The 16150-nt window shown below is 69.8% G+C and carries 15 protein-coding genes; 6 read left to right on the forward strand and 9 right to left on the reverse strand.

Annotated features, from left to right (window positions below):
• Window positions 1-375: 375 nt before the first annotated feature.
• The 8 genes from ACG04Q_RS00185 to ACG04Q_RS00220 form a co-directional block, all read right to left on the reverse strand.
• The gene (locus ACG04Q_RS00185) at window positions 376-1692 is read right to left on the reverse strand and encodes an extracellular solute-binding protein (protein ID WP_394508761.1); all 1317 of its coding nucleotides are present in this window, start codon (window positions 1690-1692) and stop codon (window positions 376-378) included.
• The gene (locus tag ACG04Q_RS00190; protein WP_394508762.1) at window positions 1689-2510 is read right to left on the reverse strand and encodes a carbohydrate ABC transporter permease; all 822 of its coding nucleotides are present in this window, start codon (window positions 2508-2510) and stop codon (window positions 1689-1691) included. The genes ACG04Q_RS00185 and ACG04Q_RS00190 overlap by 4 nt, the downstream gene beginning before the upstream one ends.
• Complete coding sequence (locus ACG04Q_RS00195) at window positions 2507-3403, reverse strand: carbohydrate ABC transporter permease (protein ID WP_394508764.1); 897 nt, start codon at window positions 3401-3403, stop codon at window positions 2507-2509. The genes ACG04Q_RS00190 and ACG04Q_RS00195 overlap by 4 nt, the downstream gene beginning before the upstream one ends.
• Window positions 3400-4494: an ABC transporter ATP-binding protein gene (locus tag ACG04Q_RS00200; RefSeq protein WP_394508765.1), complete on the reverse strand. Its 1095-nt coding sequence runs from the start codon at window positions 4492-4494 to the stop codon at window positions 3400-3402. Before ACG04Q_RS00200 ends, ACG04Q_RS00195 begins: the two co-directional genes overlap by 4 nt.
• A gap of 64 nt (window positions 4495-4558) precedes the next feature.
• A complete protein-coding gene (locus tag ACG04Q_RS00205) occupies window positions 4559-5644 on the reverse strand; it encodes a glycoside hydrolase 5 family protein (RefSeq protein WP_394508766.1) in 1086 nt (361 codons plus the stop codon).
• A 1-nt stretch (window position 5645) separates the two neighbouring features.
• Window positions 5646-6629 carry an aldose epimerase family protein gene (locus ACG04Q_RS00210; protein ID WP_394508767.1) on the reverse strand — a complete coding sequence of 328 codons (984 nt, stop codon included), beginning with the start codon at window positions 6627-6629 and terminating at the stop codon, window positions 5646-5648.
• A complete protein-coding gene (gene galK, locus ACG04Q_RS00215; protein ID WP_394508768.1) occupies window positions 6626-7795 on the reverse strand; it encodes a galactokinase in 1170 nt (389 codons plus the stop codon). The genes ACG04Q_RS00210 and galK overlap by 4 nt, the downstream gene beginning before the upstream one ends.
• Window positions 7792-8856 carry a UDP-glucose--hexose-1-phosphate uridylyltransferase gene (locus ACG04Q_RS00220; protein WP_394508769.1) on the reverse strand — a complete coding sequence of 355 codons (1065 nt, stop codon included), beginning with the start codon at window positions 8854-8856 and terminating at the stop codon, window positions 7792-7794. The genes galK and ACG04Q_RS00220 overlap by 4 nt, the downstream gene beginning before the upstream one ends.
• A 143-nt stretch (window positions 8857-8999) precedes the next feature.
• On the opposite strand from ACG04Q_RS00220, the gene ACG04Q_RS00225 reads away from it, so the two are divergent.
• Window positions 9000-9962: an ArsR/SmtB family transcription factor gene (locus ACG04Q_RS00225; RefSeq protein ID WP_394508770.1), complete on the forward strand. Its 963-nt coding sequence runs from the start codon at window positions 9000-9002 to the stop codon at window positions 9960-9962.
• A 151-nt stretch (window positions 9963-10113) separates the two neighbouring features.
• Here ACG04Q_RS00225 and galE read toward each other — a convergent pair whose 3' ends face one another.
• The gene (galE, locus tag ACG04Q_RS00230; protein ID WP_394508771.1) at window positions 10114-11121 is read right to left on the reverse strand and encodes a UDP-glucose 4-epimerase GalE; all 1008 of its coding nucleotides are present in this window, start codon (window positions 11119-11121) and stop codon (window positions 10114-10116) included.
• A gap of 119 nt (window positions 11122-11240) precedes the next feature.
• Between galE and ACG04Q_RS00235 the strand changes: the two genes are divergently transcribed.
• The 5 genes from ACG04Q_RS00235 (at window position 11241) to ACG04Q_RS00255 (ending at window position 16127) form a co-directional block, all read left to right on the forward strand.
• Window positions 11241-12302 (forward strand): glycoside hydrolase family 43 protein, encoded by a 1062-nt coding sequence (locus ACG04Q_RS00235; protein ID WP_394508773.1) that lies wholly within the window; start codon window positions 11241-11243, stop codon window positions 12300-12302.
• A gap of 107 nt (window positions 12303-12409) precedes the next feature.
• A complete protein-coding gene (locus ACG04Q_RS00240) occupies window positions 12410-13663 on the forward strand; it encodes a sialidase family protein (protein ID WP_394508774.1) in 1254 nt (417 codons plus the stop codon).
• 149 nt (window positions 13664-13812) lie between these two features.
• Window positions 13813-14244 (forward strand): hypothetical protein, encoded by a 432-nt coding sequence (locus ACG04Q_RS00245; RefSeq protein ID WP_394508775.1) that lies wholly within the window; start codon window positions 13813-13815, stop codon window positions 14242-14244.
• A 24-nt stretch (window positions 14245-14268) separates the two neighbouring features.
• On the forward strand, window positions 14269-15156 hold the full coding sequence (locus ACG04Q_RS00250) for a hypothetical protein (RefSeq protein ID WP_394508776.1): 888 nt from the start codon (window positions 14269-14271) through the stop codon (window positions 15154-15156).
• 14 nt (window positions 15157-15170) lie between these two features.
• Complete coding sequence (locus ACG04Q_RS00255) at window positions 15171-16127, forward strand: WD40/YVTN/BNR-like repeat-containing protein (protein ID WP_394508777.1); 957 nt, start codon at window positions 15171-15173, stop codon at window positions 16125-16127.
• The last annotated feature ends 23 nt before the right edge of the window (window positions 16128-16150 follow it).

Consider the following 16150-nt stretch of genomic DNA (forward strand, 5'->3'; position numbering starts at 1 on the left):
CTCCTGATGCCTCGGGGCAGCGTCTCTGGCGCCGCCTCCCGGGCTGGTTTTTGAACGAAATCCGTGGCGCCGAAGGCGCCGGGTCCCCGAAGTCTTGGGTCGCGATGATCAGCCGCAACCTTGACGTCATTACAAACAACTTTTTTTGCAACATTGAGCGCAACAACACCCCGGGAGGGAGCTTGGTGCGCCCCGCCGCCAAGGGCTGTCGCCCAGGCGGGGGTTCTTGAGAATCAGTTCCTGCCGCGGGTCAGGGCCGCACTGGCGTCGGCCGGATCGCCGACGGCAGCCGGCGATCCTTTCTGATCGTTTTGATGATTATTCACCAATTAACTTGTTATAAAACTATGGCAAACCATGAGTGTTGCCTTCGCATCACTTGCCCAGGAAGCGCGCCTCGCGCTCCAGCAGGCGGTTGATGCGCTGCTGCCCCTTGGCGAGCGCCGCCTCCAGCGGCTCACCGGAGACAACGATGGCCGACACGGTTTCACCCAGCAGGCCCATGACGCGCGACTGCCGCGCCACGGTGGGCGGCAGGCCGGTGCCGTCCTGCGCCACCGGGCCCAACGAGCCGCGCATGGGCAGTGCCTTGAAGGCCGCGCTGTCCACGGCCGACTGCCGCGCCGGCAGCTGGCCGGTGCGGGCCCAGGCCAGGCTCTCGTCGTTGAGAAAGCGCAGGAACGTGATCGCCGCGGCGCGCTCCGCCGGCGTCTGCCGCGGGTTGCGCAGCATCACCCACACGTGGCTGTCCGCCCAGGTCGCGGCCCGGGCGTACAGCGTGGGCTCGGGCACCGCCTCGTAGGCGCGGCTCAGCGGGTTGCCCGCCTGCGCCGCACGCTCGTTGAGCTGGCCCAGCAGCCAGGTGCCGTTGGGCATCACGCCGCCGGCGCCGGCCATGAAGGCCTGCAGCGCGGCGCTGTAGTCCATGTGGCGCGTGGACAGCCCCTCGGCGTAGATCGTGCGCATCAGCGTGACGGCCTGCTTCATCTCGGGCGTGCCGAGGTCGATGGCCTGGTCCGACCGGGGGAACAGGCGGCCGTTCTGCTGGTTCACGAGGCCCAGCACGCTGCGTGCGAAGAAGCTCGGGTCGTTCAGCGTCAGCCACACGAAGTACGGCTTGCCGGTGGCGCGCTTGAACGCGCGCGCCTGGGCCAGCAGCTCGCCGGGCGAGGTGGGCAGCTTCGCGTGGCCCTGAGCGTCGACGAGGCCTGCCTGCTTCATCAGCCCGAGGTTGATGTGCCACAGCATCGCGTGGCTGTCGTAGGGCAGCGCCAGCACATGGCCGCCCAGCGTGACGCCGTGGCGCGCGTGGGGCGTGAAATCGGCCGCATCCAGCCCGTCCTCCAGCGGCTGCAGCAGGTCGCGCTTGGCGAAGTCGCCGAGCACGGAGCTGTGCATGATGGCGATGGTGGGCAGGTCGCCGCCGACGATGCGCGCACCCAGCTGCGGGTAGTAGGCCGAGTGCTCGACGACCTGCGTGTTGACGTGGATGCGGCCAGCGTTCTGAGCGTTGAACTTGTTCGTCAGCACGGTGACGATGCCGCACTCGCTCGTGACCTGGCTGGCGTCGGTGACGTGGCCGTGCTCGGCGTCGCAGCTGCCGAAGAAGCGCGCCAGCGTGATCTCGACGGGCGCAGCCGTGGCCACCCCTGTCAGCAGCGCCGCGGCGAAGGCGATGAGGCTGCGCTTCACGCCTTGCCCCCCGCCACCGCGGCCACGATGTGGCGCTGGAAGAACGCGTACAGCACCAGCACCGGCAGCGCCGCGAACACGGCCTGCGCCATCAGGAAGCCCAGCCCCTCGGACTGCGCGAAGTTCGTCTGCGTGGCCGCGAGGCCCAGGGTCAGCGTGTACATCTCGGGGCGGGTCGCGGAGATCAGCGGCCACAGGTAGTCGTTCCACGCGGCCAGGAAGCTGAAGATGCCGAGCGTCGCCTGCGCCGGCAGCGTCAGCGGCAGGACGACGCGCCAGAAGGTTGTCCAGCGCGAGGCGTTGTCCATCAGCGCCGCCTCCTCCAGTTCACGCGGGATGGCCTTGAAGAACTGCGTCATCAGGAACACGCCGAAGGGGGCGGCCAGCCGCGGCAGGATGAGCCCGGCGTAGCTGTTGTGCAGGCCCAGTTCGGCGAAGAAGCGGTGCAGCGGGATCACCACCGCCGGCTCCGGTACCGCGAGCCCGGCGAGCACCAACGCGAAGACCAGGCGCTTGCCACGGAACTCGCAGCGCGCGAAGCCATAGCCCGCCAGCGACGACAGCAGCAGCACCAGCAGCGTCTGCACGCCGGCGACGACGCAGCTGTTCAGCACCCAGCGGAACACGGCCGGGTTGGCCAGGATGTCGGCGTAGTTGCGCAACGTGAACGGCGTCGACAGCAACGCGTCGGTGCGCTCCATCAGCACCGCGTTGGACTTCAGCGACAGCGCGAACACCCAGGCCAGCGGCAGCATCCACAGGACGGCCAGCGCGATGGCCGCAGCCAGCAGCACGCGGTCGAAGAGAGACGTTCTCATCGCCCGTCCTCCTTCTTCTCGGCCCAGCGCTGCACGGACACCCCCAGCACCAGCAGCACGAACAGCAGCTGCGCGGCGGCGGCGGAGTAGCCCAGCGCCCATTGGTCGAACAGCGCCTCGTAGATGAACATCACCATCGTCCGCGTGCTGTTGTTGGGGCCGCCGTTGGTCAGCAGCTGTGCCTGGCCGAACACCTGCAGCTGGCCCAGCAGCTGCACGATGGCCACGAGGATCAGCGTGCGGCGCAGCGCCGGCAGCGTGATGAAGCGAAAGCGACGCCAGCGGCTCGCGTTGTCCAGCGCGGCGGCCTCGTACAGGTCCTTGGGCACCTGCTGCAAGGCCGCGAGGATCAGCGTCATCGGCAGCCCTATGCCCCACCACACGGTCACCAGCGCGATGAAGGGAAGCGCGAAGCGCTCGTCGGTCAGCGGCGCGAAGTCGGGCAGCCCCAGCGCGGACAGGCCCTGGCTCAGCAGCCCGCGGTCCGGCAGCAGCACCAGGCGCCAGATCAGCGTGACCACCGTCACCGACAACACGTTGGACGCAAAGAAGATGCCGCGCAGCCACGCGCCCAGCTTGCCGGGGCGGTTCAGCACCAGTGCCAGCACCAGGCCCAGGCCGACGAAGGCCGGCGTGCAGATCATTGCGAACAGCACCGTGTTGGCGGCGCTGCGCAGGAAGATCTCGTCCCGCACCAGGTCGATGAAGTTGGCGACACCCACGAACTGGCCGCGGCCGGTCAGCAGGTCCACCGCGTGCAGGGACAGCCAGAAGCCCTCCAGCACCGGCGCCGCCAGCAGCCCCAGGTAGCACAGCAGAAACGGCGCGACGAAGGCCCAGCCCACCCAGGCGGGGCCGGTCATCGCCGAGCGGTTGACGGCAGCAGCGCTCATGCCGCCGCCACCTCGGCATGGTGGGCCAGGCCGTCTGCGCCGAAGACGTGCAGCTGGTTCAGGTCCGGCTGCAGCTGCACGACGTCGCCCAGCGCCAGCGGCCGCTGCACCGGCACCTCGGCGACGACGACGGCGCCGCTGCCCAGGCCCACGTGCGCGAGGCTGCGCTCGCCCAGCCGCTCGATCAGCTCCACGCGGCCGGACAGCACGCCGGCGTCGGCCAGCTTCAGGCCCTCGGGCCGTACGCCGATGGTCAGCTCGCCCCCCAGCGAAGCCGAGGCGCGGACCTGCGTGCGCAGCAGCTCGCCGCCGAAGAGCCGCACGACCACGCGGCCGGCGTCGTCGGGCACGCGCTCCACGGGCAGGAAGTTCATCGCCGGGCTGCCGACGAAGCCGGCCACGAACTTGGTGCGTGGCCGCTGGTAGATGGCCATCGGCTCGCCGAGCTGCTCGATGCGCCCGCCGTTCATGACGACGATGCGGTCGGCCAGCGTCATGGCCTCGACCTGGTCATGCGTGACGAACACCATCGTCGAGCCCAACCGCTTGTGCAGCCGCGCGATCTCGATGCGGGTGCGGTTGCGCAGCTTGGCGTCGAGGTTGGACAGCGGCTCGTCGAACAGGAAGGCCTGGGGCTCCTTGACGACGGCGCGGCCGATGGCCACGCGCTGGCGCTGGCCGCCGGAGAGCTGGCCGGGCTTGCGGCCCAGCAGCGCATCCAGCTCCAGCATCTGCGCGGCGTGGGTGACGCGCTTGCTCACCTCGGCCTCGGCCACGCCGATGTTGCGCAGCCCGAAGGCCATGTTGTCGAACACGCTCATGTGCGGGTAGAGCGCGTACTGCTGGAACACCATCGCCAGGCCGCGACGGCCGGGCGGCAGGTCGGTCACGTCGTTGCCGCCGAGCCGGATTCGCCCGCCCGACACGCTCTCCAGCCCGGCAAGCATGCGCAGCAGCGTGGACTTGCCACAGCCCGACGGGCCCAGCAGCACGATGAACTCGCCCGCAGCGATGTCGAGCGAGAAGTCGGGGATGACGTCGACCGACCCGTAGCGCTTGGCCACGGCGGCGAACTGGATGCTTGCGGTCAAAAGATGTCTCCGGGTGCTGGGCGCCTTGCGTGGCGGCGCCTCTGCTTATGTCAACGCGGCCGGTTCAACGCTTGCGCGCACCATACTGCCGCAGCAGCTCGGCTTCGCGTTCGCGGTAGGGCCTGCCATCCGTGTGCAGCACGTCGTGGAACCAGACCAGCGGCGGGTCGATGGTGTACGGCCGCTTCCACGAGTCCCAAGGCATCTTGGTCTGGCTCTTGCCGTCGACGAAACCCCAATTGATCATGCCGACGTCCTCGCGCACGGCGATGGGCAGCGCGATGTCGAAGGTGGAGCCCAGGCTGCGCGCCATGTACTCGGTGCAGATCAGCGGGCGGCCATAGCTCTGCAGCTGCCTGATGCGCGACTCGAACTTCTCGGGCCAGTTGTAGTCGTGGAAGCTGATGACGTCGGAGTACGCCAGCTGCGCCTTCTGCACCGCGTTCAGCTCGGGTGAATCGGGCGCCCAGTTGTCACCCAGCCAGAGGCCGCTGGTCAGCGGCTGGATGGGGTTCTGGGCGCGGGCCCAGTCGAAGGCCTGCGGGATCAGCTCGGCCACCAGCGCGATCTTGTCCTTGGCCTCGCGCGGCTGGTAGTAGCCCATGCCCCCGCCCTGGTTGTCGGGTTCGTTCCAGATGTCCCAGTAGGTGACGCGCGGGTCCTGGCCGAAGGTCTTGACGATGTCCTCGACGTAGGCGCGCAGCTGAGGCCAGGTGGAGCGGTCGGCCAGCTGCGCGGCCGACGGGCTCTGCACCCAGCCGGAGTTGTGCACGCCGGGGATGGGCTCGCGCTGCGGGCCCAGCTTGGGCTCGGGGTCCCAGCAGGAGTCGAACAGCACGAACATCGTGAAGATGCCGTGGCGCTGGGCGATGTCCAGGTACTGGTGGATGCGCTGCTTGAAGCCCGCGGCGTCCTGCGCCCACAGCAGGTCGTGCAGGAACACGCGCATCGTGTTCATGCCCAGGCCCCCGGCCCACCCGAGTTCGAGGTCGATGCGCTCGGGGTCGAACGACTCGGCCTGCCACATGGCCAGCTGGTTGATGGCCGTGGCGGGCACGAAATTGGCGCCCAGCGCCCAGGGCTGGGCCTTGAACCAGGCATGGGCCTGCTCGGTCGTCCAGCGGGCGGGAGTGGTGGTGGGATGGCTCATGTCAGGTCGGCAAGAAACGGTAGGTGATCTGGTGGCGGTAGGTCTGGCCGGGGCGCAGTACGGCGTCGCGCTGAGGCCACTCGGGGTGATGCGGGCTGTCGGGCAGGGCCTGCGGTTCCAGCGCCAGGCCGGCGTGGGCGGCGTGGGGCCGGCCCTGGCGGTCGGGCGTGCGGGGCAGGAACTCGCCGGCATAGAACTGCAGGCCGGGCTGGTTGCTGCGCAGATCCAGCGTCAGCCGGCCGTCGCCCGACTGCAGCGTCGCGCCACCGGCCAGCCAGCAGTGGTCGTGGCAGGCCGGCGCGGCACCGGTCTCGGCCAGCGCAGCCAGCGCATCGCCGAGGCGGCGCGGTGTGCGGAAGTCGAACGGCGTGCCGGCCACATCGGCCTGCTCGCCGGTGGGGATCAGGTCGGCGCGCACGGGCAGGTAGCGGTCGGCCGCGATCTGCAGGCGGTGCCCGCGGATGTCGGCCGCATCGCCATCGAGGTTGAAGTAGGCGTGGCTGCTGAGGTTGACGAGCGTCGGTGCCGTCGTCGTCGCTTCCAGCGTCACGGTGACGGTCAGCGGCGGTTGCACACGGTAGATGGCGCGCACGCTCAGCTCGCCCGGGAAGCCCTGGTCGCCGTCGGGCGACACGAGCGCGAGTTCCAGCGCGTCCTCGGTGTGCGAGCCCACCGTCCACAGCTTGCGATGGAATCCGCCCGCGCCGCCATGCAGCTGATGTTCGCCTTCGTTGGCCTGCAATGCAAAGCGCTGGCCGTCGAGCTCAAAGCTCGCGCCGGCGATGCGGTTGGCATAGCGGCCGACGATGGCGCCGAGGTAGCCCGGCTGCCTCAGGTAGTCGACCGGCGCCTGGTAGCCCAGCAGCACCTCGCGCGACGCGCCGTTGACGGGCACGCGGCAGGACGTCCACGCGGCACCGGCGTTGGTGACGGCGATGCGCAGGCCGTCGGCAGCCGTCAGCGTGAACACGTCGAGCGTCGTCATGCCAGCACCCCGGCCCCGCCCGACGCGGCACACACATGCACCTCGGCCTTGCGGCCGTCGGGCGAGCGGTAGCTCGTCGCCACCGCCGCGCGGACGTCCTCCACCGCGTCCTGCGGCGCCAGCGCGATGACGCAGCCGCCAAAGCCGCCGCCGGTCATGCGCGCGCCGCCGACGTCGCCGACGACGTCCTGCACCAACGCCGCCAGCGCGTCGATGGCGGGCACCGTGATCTCGAAGTCGTCGCGCATGGACCAGTGCGACTCGCGCATCAGCCGGCCCATCTCGCGCAGGTCGCCGCGCTGCATGGCTGCGGCCATGAGCTCGCAGCGCTGGCTGTCGCTGATGATGTGCCGTGCGCGGCGGCGCACCACCCCGTCCAGCGCGCCGCCGCAGCGCGACCACAGCGAGTCGCTCACGTCGCGCAGCGCCTTCACGCCCAGGCCCGCCGCGGCGGCCTCGCACTGCTGGCGGCGCAGGTTGTATTCGCTGTCCACCAGACCGCGCTGGATCTTGGAGTCGATGACCAGCACGGCCGTGCCGGCGGGCAGCGCGATGGGCTGAACGTCCAGGCTGCGGCAGTCCAGCAGCAGCGCGTGGCCGGCCACGCCGAAGGCGCAGGACATCTGGTCCAGCACGCCGCACCGGCAGCCGGCGTACACGTTCTCGGCCCGCTGGCCGGCCAGGGCCATGGCTGCAGGCGGCAGCTGCCAGCCATTCAGCGCCGACAGCGCCTGCCCCACGGCCAGCTCCAGCGAGGCCGAGGAGCTGAGCCCCGCACCCTGCGGCACGTTGCCGGCAATGGCCAGCTGCGCGCCGCCGATGGGCAGGCCCTGGGCCTTCAGCACCGCGACCATGCCCTGCACGTAGCGCAGCCACTGCGGGCTGTTGCTCACGTCGGCCGCGTCGCCGACGCGGAAGCGCCCCCGCGATTCGCCGAGGTCGCAGGCCAGCACCTCGACGATGTCGTCCGCGCGCGGCGCGGCGGCCACGACGGTGTCGCGGTCGATGGCGCAGGGCATCGCGAAGCCCTCGTTGTAGTCGGTGTGCTCACCGATGAGGTTGACGCGGGCCGGCGCCCGCGCCACGCGCTGCGCCTCGATGCCGAAGGCGCGCAGGAGTCCCCGCGCCGCTCGTTCGCGCGGCGTTGTCTCAGGTGCTGTGGTCATGCCGCCCTCGTCCGATAGTGCGTCGTGTCGCTGACGTCGCGCAGGCGCTGCGCGGCGGCCTCGGGCGTCAGGTCGCGCTGGGCCTCGCCCAGCATCTCGAAGCCCACCATGAACTTGCGCACCGTGGCCGAGCGCAGCAGCGGCGGGTAGAAGTGCGCATGCAGCTGCCAGTGGCTCAAGCGCATGTCGTCGGCACGGCCGGCCTCGTGGGGCGCGCCGTGCCAGCCCATGGAGTACGGGAAGGAGCAGCGGAACAGGTTGTCGTAGCGCGTCGTCAGGCGGCGCACGGCAACGGCGAGATCATCGGCCTGCACGCCGGTCAGCGCGTCCAGCCGCAGCGTGTGGGCCTTCGGGACAAGCAGCGTCTCGAACGGCCACGCGGCCCAGTAGGGCACGACCGCCAGCCAATGCGCGGTCTCAACGACGACGCGCTCGCCCGCAGCCAACTCGGCGCGCGCGTACTGCACCAGCAGCGGCTCGCCGTTCGCGGCCAGGTGTTCGCGCTGGTGAAGGTCTTCCAGCGCGGCCTCATCGGGCCACTGGTCCAGCCCCCAGACCTGGCCGTGCGGGTGCGGGTTGGAGCAGCCCATGGCCGCCCCCTTGTTCTCGAACACCTGCACCCAGCGGTGGCGCCGGCCCATGTCGGCGCTCTGCTCCATCCAGGCCTGCACGACACCGCGCAGCGCGGCCGGGTCCAGCTCGGGCAGCGTCTTGCCGTGGTCGGGCGAAAAGCAGACGACGCGACATTCGCCGGCGACGGGCTGCGCCTGCAGCAGCGGGTCGTTCGTGGCCGGCGCATCGCCCGCCGTGGGCTGCAGGGCCGCAAAGTCGTTCGTGAAGACGAAGCTGCCGCGGTAGTCGGGGTTGCGCTGGCCGTTGGCACGGGTGTTGCCGGCGCACAGGTAGCAGCCGGGATCGTGCGCGGGCAGCCGGGCGTCGTCCACCGCCTCCTGCGCGCCCTGCCAGGGGCGCTGCGTGCGGTGCGGCGACACGAGCACATGCCGACCCGTCAACGGGTTGCGACGGCGATGCACGGTCACGCTGGGATCTGGGGAACTCATGCGTTCATTGTCGCCATTTTATTTGTTAGTAACGATCAGTCTTTACCCTAATCAACCCTACTTTTCCCAGGGAAAGCGCCGCCTCGCCCGCGCAGACCGCCCGCATAAACTCGCAACTTCTTTGGGTTCAAAGGGGTGAGTCGATGGAGGTCGCAGGCAGCCGAATCCTGGTGGTCGAGGGCGATGCCGCGCTGGCCGTGGCCAAGGCGCTTGCCTCGGACACTCGCCAGGCCATGCTGGGCATGCTGACGAACCAGGTGTTGAACGTGTCGGAGCTGGCAACCGCGATGGGCCTGCCGCACTCCACCGTCAGCTTCAACATCAACCAGCTGCAGGCCGTGGGCCTGGTGTCGGTGGAGGTGGAGCCCGGCACGCGCGGCCAGCAGAAGCTGTGCTCCAAGCGCTACGACGAGGTGCGGCTGCGCCTGCCGGGCGCCGCGGTGGAGAGCAAACCCAACGTCATCTCCGTGAGCATGCCCGTGGGCAGCTACCGCCACGTGGAGGCGCGGCCGAGTTGCGGCCTGGTCAGCGAGAACAAGATCATCGGCATGCTGGACGACCCGCGCTCCTTCTTCGAGCCCGAGCACGTCTACGCCCAGCTGCTGTGGTTCGGCGGTGATGGCTACGTGGACTACGCCTTCCCCAACAACCTGCCGCACGGTGCGGTGCCCTCGCACCTGGAGCTGTCGATGGAGATCTGCTCCGAGGCGCCGCAGTACAACGAGGACTGGCCCTCGGACATCACGCTGTGGATCAACGACGTCGAGATCGGCACCTGGACCAGCCCCGGCGACTACGGTGGCAAGCCCTCGCTGCTGATGCCGTCGTGGTGGCAGACCGACCGCACGACGCACGGGTTGCTGAAGCAGTGGAGCGTGGGCGCCAAGGCTTCGATGATCGACGGCGTGGAACTCAGCAGCGTGGGCATCGACCAGCTGTCGCTGCCGCAGACCAACCACATCAAGGTGCGCCTGGGCGTCAAGCCCGACGCGCGCAACCGCGGCGGCATGAACCTGTTCGGCCGCAAGTTCGGCAACTACCCGCAGGACATCGTCATGCGCGTGGCGTTCGACTTCCCGCGAGGATCCGGCCCTGACGTAGCGTGATGGCTTTCGGGCCGAGCGCCGGGCCGCTCCCAAGCCGGCCCGCCTTGGGCGATGTGCTTGCCGGTCAATCCGGCAAGCATCGCCGTCCCCTCGGGGGACAAACTGGGCTTGCCTGCGTCCAGCAAGGCAAGACCGGGCGAGGGGCCGCAATTCAATAGCCGTTCGGGTTCTGCGACTGCCAGCGCCACGAGTCGGCACACATCTGTTCCAGGCTCAACTCGGCGCGCCAGCCCAGCGCCGATTCAGCACGCGCCGGGTCGGCCCAGCTCTGCGCCACGTCACCGCCGCGGCGCGGCACGAACTCGTGCGCTAGCGGCTTGCCGCACGCCGCCTCGTAGGCGCGCAGCACCTCCAGCACCGAGTGGCCCCGGCCGGTGCCGAGGTTGAAGACATGCAGCCCCGGCCTGCCATGCACATGGCCCAGCGCCGCGAGGTGGCCGGCAGCGAGGTCAAGCACATGGATGTAGTCGCGCACGCCGGTGCCATCGGGCGTGGGATAGTCGCGGCCGAAGATCTGCAGCGCCTTGCGCCGCCCCACCGCCACCTGGGCGATGAAGGGCATCAGGTTGTTGGGAATGCCCTGTGGGTCCTCGCCCAGCAGGCCGCTGGGGTGCGCGCCCACCGGGTTGAAGTAGCGCAGCGCGCACAGCGACCAGCTCGCGTCCGCGGCGGCCAGATCCTGCAGCATCTGCTCCACCATCAGCTTGCTGCGGCCGTAGGGGTTGGTCGTGCCGGTGGGCGCGTCCTCGCGCAGCGGCATGGTGTCTGCCAGGCCGTAGACGGTGGCCGACGAGCTGAACACCAGCGTCCTCACGCCCACATCGCGCATCGCGGCCAGCAGGCTCAACGAACCCTGCACGTTGTTGTCGAAGTACTCCAGCGGCTTGTGGACCGACTCGCCCACCGCCTTGAGCCCCGCAAAGTGCATGACGGCCTGGACGTCATGCTCCTTCAGCAGACGGCGCAGCAGCGCGCCGTCGCGCACATCGCCCTGGCTGAACGCCAGCGCACGGCCCGCCAGCTGCGCGATGCGCTCCAGCACGGCCGGCTTGGCGTTGCTGAAGTTGTCCAGCACCAGCACCTCATGCCCCGCCTGCAGCAGCTGCAGCGTGGTGATGCTGCCGATGTAGCCGGCCCCGCCGGTCACGAGCACTCTCATATCGCCTCCCAATCCTGACAGCGCCCATTATTAACCAATTAACTTGTTATAAACAAGAAAGCCGATTAGCATCGCGCCGCCGCGGGCCCGACAGGCCACCCGGCGAGGAGACAACACCGATGAACAACGACGACACGCCCGGCCCGGCGCTGCGCCGACGGGGCCTGCTGGGCCTGGCCGCCGCCACCGGCCTGGGCCTGCCAGGAGCCGCGATGACCGCGCCGCAAACGCAGGACACCTTCACCAACCCCGTGCTGCCCGGCGTCGAGGCCGGCGACCCCTGGGTCGTCTGGCACGCCGGCCGCTACTACCTGACCGCCACCTTCGACCCCGAGGGCGGCCTGTGGGTCTACAGCTCCGACCGCTTGAGCGACTGGCGCCAAGCCGAGCGCCGCAAGGTCTGGACGCCCGAACCGGGCGGCCCGCGCAGCAAGATGATCTGGGCGCCCGAGCTGCACCACCTCGACGGCCGCTGGTACCTCTACTTCACGGCCGCCGACGGCATCGACGCCAACCACCGCCACTACGTGCTGGAGGCCGAACACCCGATGGGCCCGTTCGTCGACCGCGGCCGCGTACACCAGGAGCACGAGCGCTATTCGATCGACGGCTCGGTGCTGCGCCTGACGGACGGCCGGCTGTACTGGATGTACGCCGACGACGGCCTGTGGATCGCACCCATGAGCAGCCCCACCCGCGCCAGCGGCCCCGGCGTGCGCATCGTGCGCGGCGAGCACGACTGGGAGCGCGGCTGGCACAAGGTGGACGGCCGCTGGCAGCCGCAGCGCGACCACTACTGGATCGAGGCGCCACAGGCGCTGCAACGCCACGGCCGCGACTTCGTCGTCTACTCGGCCGGCCACACCGCCGCCGTCTATTACCTGGGTCTGCTGGAACTGACCGGCAAGGACCCGCTGGACCCCAAGAGCTGGGCCAAGCACCCGACCCCGTTGTTCGGCCCGACGGACAAGGTCTTCGCCCCCGGCCACAACAGCTTCACGCGCTCACCCGACGGTAAGGAAGACTGGCTGGTCTACCACGCCAAGGACCAGGCCGCCGGCGACGCCAGCGGCCGCACGATGCGTGTGCAGCGCTTCGGCTGGACGGCCGACGGCCGCCCCGACTTCGGGTCGGCCATAGCCAGCGGCGTGCCGCAGCGCAAGCCGTCCGGCGAAGCCTGACCGCCTAGTCCCCTCCCCTCTTCACACGCCCGCCGCAGCGCCCGCTGCGATGCGGCTGGGCGAACTCATCCCTACTGTTCTTGGAGCGCAACACAATGACCCTCCTCATGAAGCTCTGGCAAAAACTCGCACTCACGGCCGCGCTGCTGCCGGCCCTGCTGCTCATCGGCGCCTGCGCCAGCTGCGGCGGCGGTGGCGGTGGTGGTTCGCCGTCCACGCCCGACCCCGTGCCGCCGGCGCCCGTGCCCACGCGCACCGGCACGCTGCTCAACGGCGACGCCGAGGCCTTCTACCCGCGCGCCATCCGCCTGGCGCACCAGGCCGACGCGTCGCTGAACGGCGCGGTCATCGCCAGCACCATCGCCTTCAACGGCGGCACCGGCCAGGGCCGCATCTTCATCAGCCGTGACGACGGTGCCAGCTTCGCGCTGCAGGGCGCCGTGACCGACGCCGCCTGGCCCAGGGGCCTGTGCTGCGGCTCCATCTACGAGCTGCCCTCCACCGTCGGCGTGCTGCCCGCCGGCACGCTGCTGTGGTCCGCCTCGGTCGGCCAGGACACACCGGGCACGCCGATGAAGCACCCCATCTACCGCAGCAACGACGCTGGCAAGACCTGGACGTCGCTGAACGCGAACTGCGGCGTCGGCCGCAAGCCGCGCGGCGGCGACGGCACCGGCATCTGGGAGCCCGAGTTCCTCGTCACAAAGGACGGCCAGCTCGCCTGCATGTACTCCGACGAGACCGACGACGGCGCGTCGCAGGTGCTGAAGATCATGAACACCGCCGACGGCGTCACGTGGACCGCGCCGCGCCTGTTGGTCGCCGCCGTCAAGGCCACCGACCGCCCCGGCATGGCCGTCACCAGCCGCCTGGGCGACGGCAGCTACCTGCTGAGCTACGAGTTCTGCAGCACCGCCGGGCTGGACTGCCGCGTCTACCTGAAGCGCTCCGCCGACGGGCTGGACTGGGGCTCCACGGCCGACAAGGGGCAAGAGCCCAAGACGGCGGACGGCGGCTGGTTCCGCCACGCGCCCACGCATGTGTGGCTGCCAGCACAGAAGCGCATTGCGCTGGTCGGGCAGATCCTGAACACCGGCGCCGGCGCGGTCGACACGGCCGGCAACGGCGGCACCATCTTCATCAGCAGCACCGCCGACGGCAGCGGCGCCTGGACGGCGATGGCCGCACCGGTCAAGGTGCTGAACGCGCCGAACGGCACCAACTGGTGCCAGAACTACTCCTCGCCGCTGCTGCCCACGGCCGACGGCAAGCAGCTGATCATGCTGGCCAGCGACTTCGAGACGGTGAACGGTGCACAACAGTGCCGCACCCGCTTCGCCCGCGGCAACCTGCCGTCCTGATCGCACGGCGCCGCCCGTGAAGCTTGCCTGAACCCCGCCGCGGTTGCTAACCTTCCGATTGACTGCCTCGTCCGGACGTCCAGCAGGCGTGCATGCTGCTGGCACGCCGACGATAACGAGGCTTCACCCGCGCCTTCGGAGGGCACCGCGTGATCATCTCGCACGACCAGGTCGAACGCCTCAGGGGCGCCGCCGCCTCCCGCCGCTGCTGGCGCATCCTGCAGTTTCTCCAGCAGCGCTACCCGCACGCCGTTGACGGGCTGGAACCCGGCGTGGCACTGGACCGCATCCGCTGCGGGTTGCGATGGACGCAAAGCGCCGGCGTTCGCGATGGCAGGGCGGCCGCGCTGTTCGTGGTCACGCAGTTCGCCGCCGGGCCCACCTTCTACCTGCATCCCAGCTGCCAGGCGCTGCTCACGAACCGCCGGCTGCCACCGGATGCCCGCGTGATGTCCCTGTTCTGCGCGGACGTCACCATCCCGTGGGACGACATCGCCGCCCAGCGCGACGACAGCGCCTGGCCCAGGTTTGGCGACGGGGCGATGCCGGGCCGCGCGCCTGCCACCCACGGCCTGGGCTGACAACCGCCCACAGGCCCCACGCCGATGAGCGCGCAGCACTGCACGATGTGCCAGAAGGTGCTCACGACGACGCTTCTCGAATGCAACGTCGGCGGCTGCACCTACACGGCAAACGTATGCGCAAGCTGCCTGAAGCAATGCGTTTGCGCAGTCTGCGAGCTGGCGTACTGCTCGGCCCACATCCAACCATGCAGCAACCACGCGACCTGTGGATCGCTGACCTGCCCCTATTGCGCGCGCAAGCTGCCAGGCGACCCAAGAATCCTGGATCTGAACTGTTTCGACGACGAAACCAGCGGCATGGATGAAACCGACATCATCGGCAGCTGCCCGTTGACGGCCTCGCTCCCCGTGCCCGATGACAGCGTCTTCAACGACTTCGACCCGCCGATAGTGCTGGTGACCTACTCCAGGAGCAAGACGGCCGCCCGCCGGGGCGTTCGCCCCGACAACGTGCAGGCAGAGCACTTCGTGCCCAACTCCTGCTTCATCATCGGCAGCGGCCGCAAGGGCGCCGTCGTACAGGGCGCCGGCCGCTACACGGAAGGCCGAGCGCTGACCTACTGGGTCGATGACGACCAGAAGGCCGGCACCGAACACAAATATCTCACCGACCGCGAACGTCGCTTCTGCCTGGAATGCGAGTCCAAGCAGAAGTTCCCCACGCTGGCGCAGTGGCTGGACTTCATGCAGCTTGCGACCTCCGAGTCCCTGCAGCAGCATCGCGCGTACGTGGGCTCGGGCGATGCGGTTCATGCCGCGGAGCAGGCTGCATACGCCGTGCGCTACAAAATGCAGCAGCACTTCGTCACGGTGCTCAAGGCCGACCTGAACTGCTACCTCGGCAACGGCATCGTCGGCGGCGTTGCGCCGCCCAAGAAAGTGTCCAAGTCTCAACGTTACGACCTCTGACCGGAAGGCGCCTCATGTCCCAGGACCACTGGATACGCAACTCACTCTGCGTGGCACCCGCGGGCCCGCAGGCGCTGTACGTGCTGACGACCGTCTATCCCGAGTCCGACGCGCTCAATCCGGCCGGGCAGCTGCTGCACCACGTGATGGACGACGAGGGCCTGACCGAGTCCATCCTGAGCACGCCCCGCCCGCTGGCCGCGATGTGGCGGTCGCCGGCCGGCCATCTGTGGCTGGCCGGCGCCGACGGCTCCGCCTGGACGACCGCGCCCACGCCATGGCAGGCCGCCGCACCGCCGACCGAAACCAGCGGCCCGCTCGCATGGACGCACACCCAGGCACCGCCGCTGGCAAAGGCCGGCCACGCGCCCAACTTCACGGCGGTCTGGGGCACGTCCGACAGCCAGGTCTTCTTCGCCACCGCGTCGGGCTCGGTGTACCGCTGGGACGGCAGCGGCTGGCACGAGCAGCCCACGGGCGCCGACGCGAGCCTGAACAAGCTGCACGGCACGGCCGCCAACGATGCCTACGTGGTGGGCTACCGCGGCACGATCGCGCACTGGGACGGCCAGGCCTGGGCCGGCGCGCCGGCGCCCGACATCGACCCGGCGACCACCATCGTCACCGGCGTGGCGGCCCTGACGCACGACGAGGTGTACGCCGTGACCAACCGCGGCCAGTTGCTGAAGCGCAGCGATGCCGGCTTCGCCCTGCTCGACCAGGCCCAAGGTGCCCGCTTCAGCGGCGTGGCGCCCGCCGGGCAGGGGCTGGTGATCTCCAGCGCCACGGGCGCCTGGTTGTTCGATCACCAGGGCCTGCGCCAGGTCAAGGCCAACTTCTCGGCGACCGACGTGCAGGCCGTCGCCGAGCGGCTCTACTTCATCGAAACCGAACAGCCCCACGGGCCGGCCTGCATCGAATACTTCGCCGGGCGGGCCACGGGGTCACCGTGGCAGCGGCTGGTCTTCTGAGCCGACGAGACGCTGGCGCCGGA

Source organism: Pelomonas lactea (assembly GCF_043555885.1).
GTDB classification, from domain to species: domain Bacteria; phylum Pseudomonadota; class Gammaproteobacteria; order Burkholderiales; family Burkholderiaceae_C; genus Pelomonas; species Pelomonas lactea.

Coding starts and splice junctions, on each gene's coding strand:
- ACG04Q_RS00190 (WP_394508762.1), bottom strand. CDS start 2,510: ATGAGAACGTCTCTCTTCGACCGCGTGCTGCTGGCTGCGGCCATCGCG.
- ACG04Q_RS00195 (WP_394508764.1), bottom strand. CDS start 3,403: ATGAGCGCTGCTGCCGTCAACCGCTCGGCGATGACCGGCCCCGCCTGG.
- ACG04Q_RS00205 (WP_394508766.1), bottom strand. CDS start 5,644: ATGAGCCATCCCACCACCACTCCCGCCCGCTGGACGACCGAGCAGGCC.
- ACG04Q_RS00210 (WP_394508767.1), bottom strand. CDS start 6,629: ATGACGACGCTCGACGTGTTCACGCTGACGGCTGCCGACGGCCTGCGC.
- galK (WP_394508768.1), bottom strand. CDS start 7,795: ATGACCACAGCACCTGAGACAACGCCGCGCGAACGAGCGGCGCGGGGA.
- ACG04Q_RS00220 (WP_394508769.1), bottom strand. CDS start 8,856: ATGAGTTCCCCAGATCCCAGCGTGACCGTGCATCGCCGTCGCAACCCG.
- ACG04Q_RS00225 (WP_394508770.1), top strand. CDS start 9,000: ATGGAGGTCGCAGGCAGCCGAATCCTGGTGGTCGAGGGCGATGCCGCG.
- galE (WP_394508771.1), bottom strand. CDS start 11,121: ATGAGAGTGCTCGTGACCGGCGGGGCCGGCTACATCGGCAGCATCACC.
- ACG04Q_RS00235 (WP_394508773.1), top strand. CDS start 11,241: ATGAACAACGACGACACGCCCGGCCCGGCGCTGCGCCGACGGGGCCTG.
- ACG04Q_RS00240 (WP_394508774.1), top strand. CDS start 12,410: ATGAAGCTCTGGCAAAAACTCGCACTCACGGCCGCGCTGCTGCCGGCC.
- ACG04Q_RS00250 (WP_394508776.1), top strand. CDS start 14,269: ATGAGCGCGCAGCACTGCACGATGTGCCAGAAGGTGCTCACGACGACG.
- ACG04Q_RS00255 (WP_394508777.1), top strand. CDS start 15,171: ATGTCCCAGGACCACTGGATACGCAACTCACTCTGCGTGGCACCCGCG.